The organism is Rossellomorea yichunensis (assembly GCF_032337515.1).
GTDB lineage: Bacteria > Bacillota > Bacilli > Bacillales > Bacillaceae_B > Rossellomorea > Rossellomorea yichunensis.
The window spans coordinates 629,222-644,473 of sequence record NZ_JAVYAD010000001.1; the positions used below are offsets into that span (position 1 = coordinate 629,222).

The 15,252-nt window shown below is 41.2% G+C and carries 13 protein-coding genes; all 13 read left to right on the forward strand.

Annotation, left to right across the window (positions count from 1 at the left end; genetic code table 11):
- Positions 1-33: 33 nt before the first annotated feature.
- The 13 genes from rseP (at position 34) to rpsO (ending at position 15,252) form a co-directional block, all read left to right on the forward strand.
- The gene (gene rseP, locus RSX31_RS03185; RefSeq protein WP_148993630.1) at positions 34-1,290 is read left to right on the forward strand and encodes an RIP metalloprotease RseP; all 1,257 of its coding nucleotides are present in this window, start codon (positions 34-36) and stop codon (positions 1,288-1,290) included.
- A 147-nt stretch (positions 1,291-1,437) separates the two neighbouring features.
- Complete coding sequence (locus tag RSX31_RS03190; RefSeq protein WP_148993631.1) at positions 1,438-3,147, forward strand: proline--tRNA ligase; 1,710 nt, start codon at positions 1,438-1,440, stop codon at positions 3,145-3,147.
- A gap of 93 nt (positions 3,148-3,240) precedes the next feature.
- A complete protein-coding gene (locus RSX31_RS03195; protein WP_148993632.1) occupies positions 3,241-7,560 on the forward strand; it encodes a PolC-type DNA polymerase III in 4,320 nt (1,439 codons plus the stop codon).
- Positions 7,561-7,746: 186 nt separating this feature from the next.
- Positions 7,747-8,217: a ribosome maturation factor RimP gene (gene rimP, locus RSX31_RS03200; protein ID WP_113968189.1), complete on the forward strand. Its 471-nt coding sequence runs from the start codon at positions 7,747-7,749 to the stop codon at positions 8,215-8,217.
- Positions 8,218-8,252: 35 nt separating this feature from the next.
- Positions 8,253-9,386, forward strand: a complete 1,134-nt coding sequence (gene nusA / locus RSX31_RS03205) for a transcription termination factor NusA (protein WP_315633256.1) — start codon at positions 8,253-8,255, stop codon at positions 9,384-9,386.
- A gap of 12 nt (positions 9,387-9,398) precedes the next feature.
- Positions 9,399-9,668, forward strand: a complete 270-nt coding sequence (gene rnpM / locus RSX31_RS03210; protein ID WP_113968187.1) for an RNase P modulator RnpM — start codon at positions 9,399-9,401, stop codon at positions 9,666-9,668.
- A 10-nt stretch (positions 9,669-9,678) separates the two neighbouring features.
- Positions 9,679-9,996, forward strand: coding sequence for a YlxQ family RNA-binding protein (locus tag RSX31_RS03215; RefSeq protein ID WP_148968770.1), 318 nt, complete (start codon positions 9,679-9,681; stop codon positions 9,994-9,996).
- A 4-nt stretch (positions 9,997-10,000) separates the two neighbouring features.
- On the forward strand, positions 10,001-12,175 hold the full coding sequence (gene infB, locus RSX31_RS03220; protein ID WP_315633259.1) for a translation initiation factor IF-2: 2,175 nt from the start codon (positions 10,001-10,003) through the stop codon (positions 12,173-12,175).
- Positions 12,172-12,450, forward strand: coding sequence for a DUF503 domain-containing protein (locus RSX31_RS03225; RefSeq protein WP_315633260.1), 279 nt, complete (start codon positions 12,172-12,174; stop codon positions 12,448-12,450). The genes infB and RSX31_RS03225 overlap by 4 nt, the downstream gene beginning before the upstream one ends.
- Positions 12,451-12,505: 55 nt before the next feature.
- Entirely contained in the window at positions 12,506-12,874 is a 369-nt protein-coding gene (rbfA, locus tag RSX31_RS03230; RefSeq protein ID WP_113968183.1) for a 30S ribosome-binding factor RbfA, read from the forward strand.
- Between the two features lie 100 nt (positions 12,875-12,974).
- Positions 12,975-13,883, forward strand: a complete 909-nt coding sequence (gene truB, locus RSX31_RS03235; RefSeq protein WP_148994270.1) for a tRNA pseudouridine(55) synthase TruB — start codon at positions 12,975-12,977, stop codon at positions 13,881-13,883.
- Between the two features lie 19 nt (positions 13,884-13,902).
- Positions 13,903-14,847 carry a bifunctional riboflavin kinase/FAD synthetase gene (gene ribF / locus RSX31_RS03240; RefSeq protein WP_315633265.1) on the forward strand — a complete coding sequence of 315 codons (945 nt, stop codon included), beginning with the start codon at positions 13,903-13,905 and terminating at the stop codon, positions 14,845-14,847.
- A gap of 135 nt (positions 14,848-14,982) precedes the next feature.
- Positions 14,983-15,252 (forward strand): 30S ribosomal protein S15, encoded by a 270-nt coding sequence (gene rpsO, locus RSX31_RS03245; RefSeq protein ID WP_034760125.1) that lies wholly within the window; start codon positions 14,983-14,985, stop codon positions 15,250-15,252.

Below are 15,252 nucleotides of genomic sequence, written 5' to 3' on the forward strand. Positions count from 1 at the left end.
TTCCAACAGGTTATAAAAAAGGTGGTTTTTTATTTGCAAACGGTGATTGCCTTTGTTGTTATTTTCGGAGCTTTAGTATTTTTTCATGAGCTTGGACATTTAATATTCGCGAAGCGTGCAGGCATATTATGCCGTGAATTCGCAATCGGGTTTGGTCCTAAAGTATTTTCATACAAAAAGGATGAAACAACCTATACGATTCGATTATTGCCTCTTGGGGGCTTTGTCCGAATGGCCGGGGAAGACCCGGAAATGGTAGAGCTTAAGGCCGGTCATCGGGTTGGTCTTGTACTCGATCAGGATGAAAAAATAAAAAAAATCGTCTTAAATAACAAAGATCGCTATCCGAACATTCGTATCATTGAGGTAGAAGAAGCGGATTTAGAGCACAAACTGCATATTCGCGGATACGAAGAAGACGAGGAGGAACTGAAAACCTTTTTGATCTCCAGGGACGCCGTATTCATTGAAGATGGTGTCGAGACACAAATCGCTCCATGGGATCGACAATTTGCTTCTAAGTCACTACCCCAACGGGCGATGGCCATTTTTGCTGGACCGCTATTCAACTTTATTTTAGCCTTCTTCATTTTCATCCTTGTAGGCTTATTGCAAGGGGTTCCAACGAATGATCCTGTTCTTGGTGAACTCACAGAAGAAGGGGCAGCAAAAGAAGCCGGCCTTCAGAAAAATGACGTGATTTTAAGTATAGACGGTAAAGAGATTTCAACATGGGATGATATTGTTACCATCATACAGAAGCACCCAGGCGATGAGCTGCGGTTTAATGTTGATCGTAACGGCTCAAACACAGAGATTTCAGTCACCCCAAAACCTCAAGAAATAGAAGGGGAAGAAATAGGGATCATCGGTGTTCATAGTCCTGTTGAAAAGTCGCCTCTCAAAGTGGTGACCAATAGTGCACAGCAAACCTATGAATGGACCAAAATGATTTTTGTTCTATTAGGAAAGCTTGTGTCAGGTGAGTTCTCAATCGATGCATTATCAGGTCCGGTTGGAATCTATCAGTCAACGGATGTTGTTGCTAAATCAGGTATATTCTACTTAATGAGATGGGCTGCCATCCTTAGTATCAACCTGGGAATCATGAACCTTCTGCCAATTCCTGCACTCGACGGGGGCAGACTCCTGTTCTTCGCAGTCGAAGCGGTAAGAGGGAAACCGGTGGATCGCCAGATGGAAGGAATGGTCCATTTTGTCGGATTTGCCCTTCTCATGGTTCTCATGCTCGTTGTTACATGGAACGATATTCAAAGATTTTTCTTATAAAATATGATGCATGAATCATGAACAGGCAGTTTCTCCCTCCAGAATCAAAAAATGAGGGTGTCACTGCCTGTTGATTTAAGATAAAATAGTGAGAAGGAAATCCCCACACTACATAAATAATATATATGGTAACTGAGGTGCTAATAGATGAAGCAACGTAATACATTCATCCCTACTTTAAGAGAAACACCAGCTGATGCAGAAATTAAGAGTCATCAGCTTCTCTTGAGAGCAGGATTCATAAGACAAAATGCAAGTGGTATTTATAGCTTTTTGCCATTAGGAAATAAAGTATTGAAAAAAGTGGAAGAGATTGTTCGCGAAGAATTAGATGCAGCAGGTGCTGTTGAAATGCTCATGCCTGCCCTGCAACCTTCCGAGCTCTGGAAAGAATCGGGACGCTGGGGAACGTATGGTCCTGAATTAATGAGAATGCATGATCGCCATGATCGTGAATTTGCCCTCGGAGCAACACATGAGGAAGTGATTACAAGTTTAGTAAGGGACGAAATAAAATCATATAAACGCCTACCCCTTACGATGTATCAAATTCAAACTAAATTCCGTGATGAAAAGCGCCCGCGTTTTGGACTCCTTAGAGGAAGGGAATTCATCATGAAGGATGCCTATTCATTCCATTCTTCTTCTGAAAGCCTGGATCAAACATATGATGCATTATTTCAGGCGTACTCGAATATTTTCAGCCGATGCGGGCTGAATTTCAGAGCCGTTATCGCTGACTCTGGGGCAATGGGCGGTAAGGATACACATGAATTTATGGTGTTATCTGAAGTCGGCGAAGATACGATTGCATACTCCGATAAATCCGATTATGCAGCGAATATCGAAATGGCTGAAGTAGTGGATTCCTATACTCAATCGTCTGAAGAGATGCTTGAATTAGAAAAGGTATCAACTCCAGAGATTAAATCGATTGAAGAAGTTTCCTCTTTCCTAACTATAGAGAAAGATCAATGTGTGAAATCGTTACTATTTAAGGTAGATGATGATTATGTACTGGTATTATCCCGTGGTGATCATGAAATTAACGATATCAAAGTGAAGAACCTTCTAAATGCAAGTGTAGTTGAATTGGCATCAGCCGAAGAAACGAAAGAGCTCATCGGATGTGAAATCGGATCAATTGGCCCTTGTTCATTAGATAAAGACGTGAAAATTGTAGCTGATCAAGCAGTTAAATACATTCGAAACGGTGTATCAGGAGCAAATGAAGCAGGTTACCATTTTACAAACGTGAATCCTGAACGTGATTTTGAGGTTTCTCAATATGCAGATCTTCGCTTCATTCAGGAAGGTGACCCTTCACCAGATGGAAATGGTACGATTGTTTTTGCAAAAGGTATCGAAGTGGGACATGTATTCAAACTGGGGACAAGATATTCAGACGCACTAGGAAGCTCATTCTTAGATGAGAATGGCCGATCTCAGTCAATCATCATGGGCTGTTACGGAATAGGTGTCTCTCGTACCCTTGCAGCAGTTGCAGAGCAATTTAATGATGACAATGGTCTGGTTTGGCCAACGAATCTTTCACCATATGACCTTCATTTAATTCCGATTAATATGAAGGATGAAGCACAGGCTATACTTGCAAACGAACTATATGACACATTTATAGAAAATCGTTATGATGTATTAATGGATGACCGGGCTGAGCGTCCAGGTGTTAAATTCGCTGACTCCGACCTGATTGGACTTCCGATTCGCATAACGGTCGGGAAGAAAGCAGGAGAAGGCATCGTTGAAGTGAAAGTAAGAAGCACAGGTGAGATGCTCGAAGTGCATAAGGACGAGCTACTGCCAAAACTGCAAGAACTATACAAGACTCTTTCTTAAAAAGAAAAGGGCTCGACTTTAAAGGAGGCAATCCTTAGCTGTCAGCCCTTTTTCTACTGTAAATAACACGATTAGAAATGGGGGAGAAGGATCATGGAAGAAAAGCCCCTGGGCAAAAGAGAAAGGTTTCAACTGTTGCTAAAGCAATTAGGGTTAACAGAGGATGCCTTTGTGAAGTACTTTCAATACGCTGAAATTGAAAAACTAGCGGTGTTTCGCAAGGAGAAGAAATGGCATTTTTACTTTACATTTGAAGAAATCATTCCGTGTAACGTGTGGAGTAAATTTTCAATCGCACTGCAAACATCCTTTAAACATATTGCAAACGTCGGATTCACGATAAAAGTGGTGAATACCCAAATATCAGATCAGCACATTTTAGATTATTGGCAGGACTGTGTGAGAGAAATTCAAGGTATTTCACCGCCGTTATTAAAATTATTAAATACTCAAAAGCCGAAAATCAACGGAAATAAGATTATTGTTCAGGCTTCCAATGATACAGAAGCAACACAGTTAAAAAGAAAATACGGTGAAATCATCACCGCTACTTTCGAGAACTTTGGCTTTCCTAAACTAGTATTGGATGCAGAGGTAAGTCAAGTAGAGGAACAAAGCAATGAGTATGAGAAGTTTTTAGAAGAAAAGCTTAAAGAAGATCAAGAGAGAGCCAAACAAGCTCTCCTTGAAATGGAGAAGGCTGAAAAAGAGGAAGCAAGTGATGCACCCAGCGGTCCATTCATGCTTGGTCTTACGATTAAAGACGATGCTGACTTCCGAAAGATTGAAGAGATTTATGACGAAGAACGCCGGATCGCCATTGAAGGGTATGTTTTCGATTGCGAAACACGAGAATTGCGTAGCGGTCGCACTTTATTAACATTTAAAGTAACAGACTACTCAAGTTCGATCCTGGTCAAAATGTTCTCGAGGGACAAAGAGGACGCTGCTATTATGAATAATATGAAAAAGGGTATGTGGGTCCGCTGTCGTGGAAGTATCCAAAATGATACATTCGTACGTGACCTGGTGATGATCGCCAACGATGTGAATGAAATCAAACCTGTTCTCAGACTGGATACTGCTCCTGCTGATGAAAAAAGGGTGGAGCTTCACATGCATACTCCAATGAGTCAGATGGATGCCGTTTCTTCAGTGGCAAGTCTTGTTGCTCAAGCAAAAAAATGGGGGCATAAAGCGGTTGCGATAACCGATCATGCCGTTGCACAGTCATTCCCTGAAGCATATAGCGCAAGTAAGAAAAATGATATTAAATTGCTGTATGGGGTAGAGGCGAATCTTGTAGATGATGGAGTACCGATTGCCTATAACGACCGGGATCTTCCATTAGAAGATAGTACCTTTATTGTCTTTGACGTTGAAACGACGGGACTTTCGGCCGTTTACGATACCATCATTGAACTCGCAGCTGTTAAAATCAAAGATGGCGAGGTCATTGATAAATTTGAATCGTTTGCCAACCCCCATCATCCGTTATCCGCTACAACCATTGAATTAACGGGGATCACTGATGATATGGTGCAAACGGCACCTGAAATAAACGATGTTCTTCACGACTATCATAAATGGGCAGGAGAAGATATATTAGTTGCACATAATGCTTCCTTTGACATGGGTTTCTTGAATGCAGGGTATCAAAAAGCAGGACTGCCTAAAGCGACTAACCCTGTCATCGATACGCTGGAGCTTGCCAGACTACTGTATCCTCAATTCAAAAATCATCGTTTAAATACGTTAGCCAAGAAATTTGATATTGAACTTACCCAGCATCACCGAGCAATCTATGATGCGGAAACAACTGGATACTTGTTATTGAAAATGCTGAAGGATGCCGTTGAGAAAGGGATCACCAACCATAATCAATTCAATGATTACATGGGGAAAGGTGATGCATACAAGCGATCAAGACCATATCACTGTACACTTATTGCCCAAACAGAAGAAGGCTTAAAGAACCTATATAAACTAGTATCCATTTCTCACATGAATTATTTTTTCCGTGTTCCGCGAATTCCCCGCTCTCAGCTTCAAAAGTATCGAAAGGGAATTCTTGTAGGTTCAGGCTGTGACAAAGGCGAAGTGTTTGAAGGGATGATGCAAAAGGGGAAAGAAGAAGTTGAGGAAACTGCTCAATTCTATGATTACCTGGAAGTTCATCCTAAAGAAGTCTATCAACATTTAATCGAGTTGGATTTGGTACAAAGTCAGAAAAACCTTGAAGATATCATTAAGAACATTGTGGATCTTGGTAAGAAATTGGATAAGCCTGTAGTGGCTACGGGTAACGTTCATTACTTAAATGAAAACGACAAGATTTACCGAAAGATTCTCGTGGGCTCTCAAGGCGGGGCGAATCCGTTAAACCGACACGAACTTCCTGATGTTCATTTTAGAACAACGAATGAGATGGAGGATGCATTCTCTTTCTTAGGGAAAGAAACAGCGAAAGAAATTGTCGTGGACAACTCCAACAAGATAGCCGATCTCGTAGACGTAATTAAACCAATCAGAGATGATCTTTATACGCCTAAAATTGAAGGCGCTGATGAAGAAATGCGTCGCATGAGTTATACGATGGCGAAAAGCATTTACGGAGAAGAGCTTCCTGAAATTGTAGAAGCAAGGCTCGAAAAAGAATTAAAGAGTATTATCGGGCATGGATTCGCAGTCATCTATTTAATCTCGCATAAGCTCGTGAAAAAGTCATTGGATGATGGATACCTGGTAGGGTCACGTGGATCAGTAGGTTCCTCTTTTGTTGCGACAATGACAGAAATAACAGAAGTGAATCCTTTACCTCCCCACTATGTATGTCCATCTTGCAAGAAATCCGAGTTCTTTGATGATGGATCGGTAGGATCCGGGTTTGATTTGCCCAATAAAGATTGTCCTGATTGTGGAATTCCTTATAAGAAGGATGGTCATGATATTCCGTTTGAAACATTCCTTGGATTTAAAGGAGACAAAGTTCCTGATATCGATTTGAACTTCTCGGGTGAATATCAGCCTAATGCCCATAACTATACGAAGGTTCTGTTCGGTGAAGATAATGTCTATCGAGCAGGTACAATCGGTACTGTGGCGGAAAAAACCGCCTACGGGTATGTAAAGGGATACGCCAATGATCATCAGCTGCAAATCCGCGGAGCAGAAATCGATCGATTGGTAAGTGGGTGTACCGGAGTGAAAAGAACTACCGGTCAGCATCCTGGAGGAATCATCGTAGTACCTGATTATATGGATATCTACGATTTCTCACCAATTCAATTCCCTGCTGATGATTCTAGCTCGGAATGGAAAACAACACATTTTGATTTCCATTCCATTCATGATAATCTTTTGAAGCTTGATATTCTTGGTCATGATGATCCAACCGTCATTCGTATGCTTCAGGATTTATCAGGTGTCGATCCGAAGACGATTCCGACAGATGACCCCGAAGTGATGAAAATTTTCAGTGGAACGGAATCCCTCGGAGTGACAGCGGAACAAATCATGTGTAAGACCGGGACGCTTGGAATCCCTGAATTCGGTACACGCTTTGTCCGTCAAATGCTTGAGGATACAAAACCGACGACATTTTCTGAGCTTGTTCAAATATCAGGACTTTCACATGGTACTGATGTATGGCTCGGCAATGCACAAGAGCTTATTCATAATAATATTTGTAATCTGAGCGAAGTAATTGGGTGTCGTGATGATATTATGGTTTATCTCATCTATCAGGGACTCGAGCCTTCACTTGCCTTTAAAATCATGGAATTTGTACGTAAAGGGAAGGGACTGCAGGATGAATGGGTAGAAGAGATGAAAAAGAATGGGGTACCGGACTGGTATATTGATTCTTGTCTGAAGATCAAATATATGTTCCCAAAAGCCCATGCTGCTGCCTATGTATTAATGGCAGTTCGTATTGCTTACTTTAAAGTGCATCATGCTCTCTTGTACTATGCTGCTTACTTCACCGTTCGTGCAGAAGATTTCGATATCGAAGCCATGGTGAGGGGGTCACAAGCAGTCAGGGCTAAGATAGAAGAAATCAACAGCAAAGGCCTGGATGCATCTCCGAAAGAAAAGAACACGTTAACAGTACTGGAGTTGGCCCTTGAAATGTGTGAACGGGGATACAAGTTCCAAAAGGTAGATCTGTATCGTTCACAAGCGGCTGAATTTGTGATAGATGGAGATTCATTGATCCCACCATTCAACTCGATACCCGGGCTTGGGACGAATGCGGCCATTAATATTGTGAATGCAAGACAGAATGGGGAGTTTCTCTCTAAAGAAGATCTTCAACAAAGAGGTCGCGTTTCCAAGACAATCATCGAGTACCTGGACAATCACGGCTGCTTGGAAGCCTTGCCGGATAAGAACCAATTATCCCTATTCTAAGCTGATACCATGGGAATTGTTTGCATAAAAATGTTGATTATGGTATATTTTTATTGGAAATACTAAAGATAGCTCTAAAGGTAGAAGAGTGGGGTCGCACCCCACTCTTTCGTTATTACATGGAGATTTTTTGAACTATCATTTCTAGTCTTGGTGCAAGATTTTCATATAGACCAGGAGGTAAGTATGAGCAAAATAACAACACTTGTAGAAGAACTTGTTACACCAATCTTAGACGACATGTCATTAGAACTCATTGACATGGAATATGTGAAAGAGGGATCGAATTGGTTTCTTCGCGTATTCATCGACAAAGATTCAGGTGTTGACATTGAAGAATGCGGAATAGTAAGTGAAAGACTTAGTGAGAAGTTAGATGAAATTGACCCAATTCCTCATAATTACTTTTTAGAAGTTTCTTCACCGGGAGCTGAACGTCCTTTAAAGAAAGAAAAGGACTTTGAGAAAGCCATCGGCAAAAACGTATATGTGAAAACATATGAACCGTTGAACGGTGAAAAGGCCTTCGAAGGCACACTTCTTTCCTATACTTCAGACCAATTAGCATTAGAAGTAACCATTAAGACTCGAAAAAAGAAGGTTGAAATTCCAACAGATAAGATAGCGATCGCAAGATTGGCTGTTACATTTTCATAGGAACTAACCGCACTATAAAGGGGGATGAAACCACCATGAGCACTCAGTTATTAGATGCTCTTACTGTTTTAGAGAAAGAGAAAGGCATTGCAAGAGATGTCATCATTGAAGCGATTGAAGCTGCACTTGTGTCGGCTTACAAACGAAATTTTAACCAAGCACAAAATGTCCGTGTAGACCTTAACCTTGAAACGGGTACGATGAGAGTTTTCGCTCGTAAGGAAGTGGTAGACGAAGTATTTGATTCCCGCCTGGAGATTTCTGTCGAAGACGCCGGGGAAATCAATCCTAGCTACGAGGTTGGAGACGTTGTTGAGTTGGAAGTTACACCAAAGGACTTTGGCCGTATCGCTGCCCAAACCGCTAAACAGGTTGTTACCCAACGAGTAAGAGAAGCTGAAAGAGGAATTATCTATTCCGAATTTGTGGATCGCGAAGAAGATATCATGACGGGTATCGTTCAACGTCAGGACAATCGCTTTATCTATGTTGCACTAGGCAAGATTGAGGCGCTTTTACCAGTGAGCGAGCAGATGCCCAATGAAACATATAAACCTCATGATCGCATAAAAGTGTTTATTACAAAGGTTGAGAAGACGACAAAAGGTCCTCAAATCTTTGTTTCAAGAACACATCCCGGATTACTGAAGCGGTTATTTGAAATCGAAGTTCCTGAAATCTTTGATGGAACGGTAGAAATCAAATCTGTTGCACGTGAAGCCGGAGATCGCTCTAAAATCTCTGTTCATGCAGAAAATTCCGAGGTGGATCCCGTTGGAGCTTGTGTAGGAACCAAGGGTGCACGTGTACAGGCAATTGTAAACGAATTAAAAGGTGAAAAAATTGACATTGTCCAATGGTCAGAAGATCCTGTCACATTCGTTGCCAATGCATTAAGTCCATCAAAAGTGCTGGATGTACAGGTGAATGAAGATGATAAAGCGACAAGAGTAGTTGTTCCGGATTATCAACTTTCACTTGCAATTGGTAAACGTGGCCAGAATGCCCGTCTTGCAGCCAAATTGACAAACTGGAAGATTGATATCAAGAGTGAAACAGACGCTCGTGAACTGGGATTATATCCTCGAGAAGAGTCATTCCTTCCTCATGATGAAGAGGAAGAATATGATAACGAGCCTTTAAATATTGATTTCGATAATCAAGATTAAGAGGTGAGTCAGATGAGTGTAAATAAGAAGATCCCATTGCGCAAATGTGTGGCAACGGGTGAAATGAAACCGAAGAAAGAAATGATACGGATTGTCCGCTCGAAAGAAGGGGAGGTTTCCATCGATCCCACCGGTAAGAAGTCAGGGCGTGGAGCTTATCTTTCCAAGGATAAAGACATCATTTTACAAGCTAAAAAGAAAAATACATTAGCCAATCAATTACAAGCGAAAATAGATGAATCTCTTTACGATGAATTGATTAGCCTTGTGGAGAAGGAGTAACGTTTAGCGTATGAATCAAAATCGTTGGATGTCACTTTTAGGATTGGCAAATCGGGCACGTAAGATTATTTCAGGTGAAGAACTTGTTATTAAAGAAGTTCGTAGTGGACGAGCAAAACTTGTCATTCTTTCCAAAGATGCTTCTGCTAATACGTACAAGAAAATCACGGACAAATGTAAATCCTACAATGTCCCGGTTAGTTTGGTGGATAGCAGAAATGATTTAGGTCAGGCCATTGGAAAGGAAGCCAGGGTAGTGGTGGCTGTAATGGAAGCAGGCTTTGCCGGGAAATTATCCGAACTGCTCGATGAATCTCAGTGGGGGTGAACATATGAGCAAGATGCGTGTTTATGAATATGCAAAAAAATACAATGTTTCAAGCAAAGATGTTATCGGAAAATTAAAGCAACTGAATATTGAGGTATCAAACCATATGGCAACTATAGAAGACGACGCAGTAACAAAATTAGACGCGATGTACAAAGGGGATTCAGGCAGTCAGAAACCAAGCCAAAAGGATTCCAAGGCAAATGCATCAAAGACAGAAGAAGCTCCGAACAAGGAGAAAGTAAAATCAGCACCGAAAAGTCGTGAAGGAAAAAAACAAGAACAACAGCACCAATCAAAGGAGAAGAAGGTCTTCAATAATAATAATAATAACAACAACAAAAACAAAAATAACAAACAAAACAGGCAAAATAAAAATTTCAAACAGGCTCCACAGCAACAACAGCCTGCCAAGAAAAAAGAACTTCCATCAAAAATTACGTTCTCAGAGTCATTGACAGTTTCAGAGCTTGCGAAAAAGCTTCATAAAGAGCCATCTGAAATCATTAAAAAGCTATTCATGCTTGGTGTCATGGCAACAATCAACCAAGAGTTGGATAAAGACTCAATTGAACTGATCGCAGGAGAATATGGAGTCGAAGTAGAGGAAGAGATCAAAGTAGATGCCACTGATCTTGAAGTATACTTCACTGAAGACACACAAGAGCAAGTAGAAGAGCGTCCTTCTGTTGTGACAATCATGGGTCACGTTGACCATGGTAAAACAACTCTGCTTGATTCCATCCGTAACACGAAAGTAACGGCAGGGGAAGCTGGAGGAATCACTCAGCATATCGGTGCTTATCAAGTAGAAGTGGATGAAAAGAAGATCACCTTCCTTGATACTCCTGGACATGCTGCCTTTACAACGATGCGTGCCCGCGGTGCTCAAGTAACGGATATTGCGATCATTGTTGTTGCTGCTGATGATGGTGTCATGCCTCAAACAGTTGAAGCAATCAACCATGCGAAAGCGGCCGAAGTCCCTATTATCATTGCCGTTAATAAAATGGACAAAGAAGCTGCGAATCCGGATCGTGTAATGCAAGAGCTGACGGAATACGAACTGGTTCCTGAAGCGTGGGGTGGAGACACAATCTTCGTACCACTATCTGCATTATCAGGAGAAGGAATCGATAATCTACTTGAAATGATCGTTCTTGTGAGTGAAGTGGAAGAGCTTAAAGCAAATCCGAATCGCCTTGCCCAAGGTACGGTAATTGAAGCACAATTAGACAAAGGCCGGGGTTCTGTAGCAACTTTACTTGTTCAAAACGGGACATTAAAAGTTGGAGACCCTATCGTAGTAGGAAATACATTCGGTCGTGTTCGTGCAATGGTCAATGACCTTGGTCGTCGTGTGAAAGAAGCAGGTCCATCTGCTCCTGTTGAAATCACAGGTTTAAATGATGTTCCTCAAGCGGGAGATCGTTTCGTTGTATTTGAAGACGAGAAAACGGCTCGTTCTGTTGGTGAAGCCCGTGCTTCTCAAGCTCTCCAAGCACAAAGGGGAGAGAAGTCGAAGGTAAGCCTTGAGAATTTGTTTGAACAAATGAAACAAGGTGAAATGAAGGACCTCAACCTTGTTCTTAAAGCGGACGTCCAAGGTTCAGTAGAAGCTCTTGCCGCTTCATTGCTGAAAATTGAAGTTGAAGGTGTAAATATCCGTATCATCCATACTGGTGTCGGAGCGATTAACGAATCTGATATTACACTTGCAGCAGCGTCCAACGCCATTGTCATAGGCTTTAATGTTCGTCCTGATGTAAATGCGAAACGTACGGCTGACGCTGAAGGAGTAGAAATTCGATTACACCGTATTATCTATAAGGTAATGGAGGAAATCGAAGCCGCTATGAAAGGTATGCTGGACCCTGAATTCGAAGAAAAAATCATTGGTCAAGCAGAAGTTCGTCAAACATTTAAAGTGTCTAAAGTTGGTACTATTGCGGGAAGCTATGTAACAGAAGGTAAAATTTCTCGCGACAGCGGAGTTCGTCTGATACGTGATGGAATTGTTATCTTTGAGGGTGAACTGGATGCCCTTAAACGTTTTAAGGATGATGCCAAAGACGTAGCTAAAGGTTACGAATGTGGTATTACGATTAAGAACTTTAACGATGTGAAGGAAGGCGACGTAATCGAAGCCTTCATCATGGAGGAAATTACACGTAAATGATCACATATGTTGAATGTGAGTGCATGATTTATGATTCTCACTCTTTAAAAGAAAAGCGAGCGGTCCTGCAGAGGATCTTGTCCCGCCTTAAACAAAAATTTAATGTTTCTGTCTCTGAAATCGGACACCAGGATGTATGGCAGCGAACCAGGATTGCCATCGTTACAGTCGCTTCTTTTAAAGGAGCCAGTGAAAGAGAAATTGAGCATGCATTGAAATTCATTGATTCTTTTCCGGAGTGGGAGAGACTGGAGACCCAAATCGAGTCGTTATAGAGAGTGGCTTATATTCCAACATATAACCATTAACGATATACAAGAGGTGATATTGATGAGCCATCGTGCGAATCGTGTTAGCGAGCAAATGAAGAAAGAGCTCAGCGATATTATCGGACGAAAAATAAAGGACCCACGCATTGGCTTTGTGACAGTTACAGATGTGCAGGTAACTGGTGATTTACAACAGGCAAAAGTGTATATTACCGTTCTGGGTGGAGAAGACCAAAGAGAAAACACGCTTAAAGGTCTGGCGAAGGCAAAAGGGTTCATCCGTTCCGAAGTAGGACAGCGAATCCGTCTGCGCAAAACACCAGAAATTATTTTTGAGTTTGATGAATCGATTGATTATGGTAATCATATTGAAACTTTATTAAGAAAAGTTCAAGATGAACCAGAAGAGTCTAAAGACACAGATGAGTAACAAGAAAGGGCTGATCCGGAGGGAATTACATTTCCAATGGATTAGTCTTTTTGTTTTCTAATTGTTGTATTAAAGAATGAACATTAGTGGAGGTATTATGATGAATGGAATCCTGCCCCTATGGAAGCCCCGTGGCATGACGTCACATGATTGTGTGTTTAAATTAAGGAAGCTCCTTAGAACGAAAAAGGTAGGCCATACAGGCACACTTGATCCGGAAGTATCTGGTGTACTTCCTATTTGTATTGGAAGAGCTACAAAGATAGCTGAGTACATTACAGAATCGGGAAAAACCTATGAAGGGGAAGTCACTCTAGGTTTCTCGACTACGACAGAAGATGCTTGGGGTGAACCTGTCATAGAGAAGACGGTGGACCGTACGATTACCAGAGAAGAGGTTGAGGAGATTCTCGGGAGTTTAACCGGCGATATTACGCAAACCCCTCCAATGTATTCAGCGGTAAAGGTAAAAGGGAAACGGTTATATGAGTATGCAAGACAAGGAATTGAAGTTGATAGACCATCAAGAACCGTTCGTATCCATAAGCTTAAATTACTGGAGGATTGGGGATTGTTAGACAGCAAGGTTCCGACTTTCTCATTTGAAGTAGTTTGTGGCAAAGGTACTTATGTGAGAACCCTTGCTGTTGAAATTGGAAATAGACTTGGATATCCAGCTCATATGTCAGCTCTTACCCGTACACAATCAGCCAGTTTTAGGAAAGAGGACTGTTTTACTTTAGAAGAAGTAAAAGAGTTCGTTGATAATGAAAATCCTCAAGGACTTCTTCTCCCGCTGGAAATGGGGCTTTCTCATTTGCCGAAAATGGCAATTAATGATACATTAGCAGAGAAAGTGAAGAACGGAGCACGCTTGGAAGAGCCTGAGGATTGGCCGGAAACGAGTGAAGTAGTGGTGGAGTATCTTGGTAAGAGTATTGCCATCTATCGCCGTCACCCGGACAAACCAGGCGTTATCAAGCCTGTAAAAGTGCTTTTCAACGACTAGTGAAAAAAGGTGAAATACTGTGAAAGTGATAACTGTACATCATCCACATTCAATTAGTAAGAATGATTTTCCCCCCCTTGTTTTGGCTCTAGGGTACTTCGATGGAGTGCATAGAGGACATCAGAGGGTGATCAGTGAAGCAGTAGAAAAAGCGAAAGAGCTCAAAGCTTGTAGTGCGGTGATGACTTTTGATCCTCATCCTTCAGTTGTATTAGGTCATAAGCACAAGCATATACACTACATAACCCCTCTTGAAGATAAGAAAGAAATAATAGAGGAGCTGGGTGTGGATTATTTATTTATTGTCCGCTTTACATCAGAATTTGCAAGTCTGATTCCTCAGGACTTCGTTGATCAATACATCATAGGGCTCAATGCACTGCATGTAGTAGCAGGTTTTGATTACTCATATGGACGTTTAGGGAAAGGGACGATGGAAACACTTCCATTCCATTCACGTGATATGTTTACTTCTACTACAATTTCTAAGCTTACAGACGATGACTCCAAAGTAAGTTCAACGTTCATAAGAGAATGCCTTAAAGAAGGCGACGTAAAAAAGGTTCATAAGCTCCTGGGCAGACCGTTTAAAATGAAAGGGACAGTCATTCATGGTGATAAGAGAGGCAGAAAAATCGGCTTCCCTACAGCCAATATTGAGTTGGCCTACGACTATCTTACTCCTAAAGTGGGAGTGTATGCTGTTAGAATGAAAATTCATGATAAATGGTTTGATGGAGTATGTAATATAGGTTATAAGCCTACTTTTAAAAATCCAGATGAATACTCTCTATCAATTGAAGTTCACATTTTTGATTTTTACGCGTCAATATATGGCGAAGAAGTGTATATTGAATGGTATGAAAGAATTAGGGATGAACAGAAGTTTTCCGGGATAGAAGAATTAATCTCGCAGATTCAGAAAGATAAAGACAAAGCAATACACTACTTTTCGGAAATTTGAGGTTTATACTTGATTTTTGTTGAAAAGAGTAGTATTCTAAATATCGTATGAAATGAACCTTTGCTTGGCATCACGATTCACCAACGGCTGCTCAGTAACAGGGGATTTGAAAGAAATTAATAGGAGGTGAAAAGGATGGCTATCACTAAAGAGCGTAAAAACGAACTTATCAGTGAATACAAAGTACATGAGAACGATACTGGATCTCCAGAAGTTCAAATTGCTGTCCTAACTGAAGAAATTAACAATCTGAACGATCACTTACGCGTTCACAAGAAAGACCACCACTCTCGTCGCGGTCTTCTGAAAATGGTAGGTCACCGTCGTAATCTATTATCTTACCTACGTAAGAAAGATGTACAACGCTACCGTGAGTTAATCAACAAATTAGGTTTACGTCGATAA

Bases quoted from the DNA above. Each gene is read 5' to 3' on its own strand.
- RSX31_RS03195 (WP_148993632.1), top strand. From the start codon at position 3,241: ATGGAAGAAAAGCCCCTGGGCAAAAGAGAAAGGTTTCAACTGTTGCTA.
- rnpM (WP_113968187.1), top strand. From the start codon at position 9,399: ATGAGTGTAAATAAGAAGATCCCATTGCGCAAATGTGTGGCAACGGGT.
- truB (WP_148994270.1), top strand. From the start codon at position 12,975: ATGAATGGAATCCTGCCCCTATGGAAGCCCCGTGGCATGACGTCACAT.
- RSX31_RS03225 (WP_315633260.1), top strand. From the start codon at position 12,172: ATGATCACATATGTTGAATGTGAGTGCATGATTTATGATTCTCACTCT.
- rbfA (WP_113968183.1), top strand. From the start codon at position 12,506: ATGAGCCATCGTGCGAATCGTGTTAGCGAGCAAATGAAGAAAGAGCTC.
- RSX31_RS03190 (WP_148993631.1), top strand. From the start codon at position 1,438: ATGAAGCAACGTAATACATTCATCCCTACTTTAAGAGAAACACCAGCT.
- nusA (WP_315633256.1), top strand. From the start codon at position 8,253: ATGAGCACTCAGTTATTAGATGCTCTTACTGTTTTAGAGAAAGAGAAA.
- RSX31_RS03215 (WP_148968770.1), top strand. From the start codon at position 9,679: ATGAATCAAAATCGTTGGATGTCACTTTTAGGATTGGCAAATCGGGCA.
- rimP (WP_113968189.1), top strand. From the start codon at position 7,747: ATGAGCAAAATAACAACACTTGTAGAAGAACTTGTTACACCAATCTTA.
- infB (WP_315633259.1), top strand. From the start codon at position 10,001: ATGAGCAAGATGCGTGTTTATGAATATGCAAAAAAATACAATGTTTCA.
- rpsO (WP_034760125.1), top strand. From the start codon at position 14,983: ATGGCTATCACTAAAGAGCGTAAAAACGAACTTATCAGTGAATACAAA.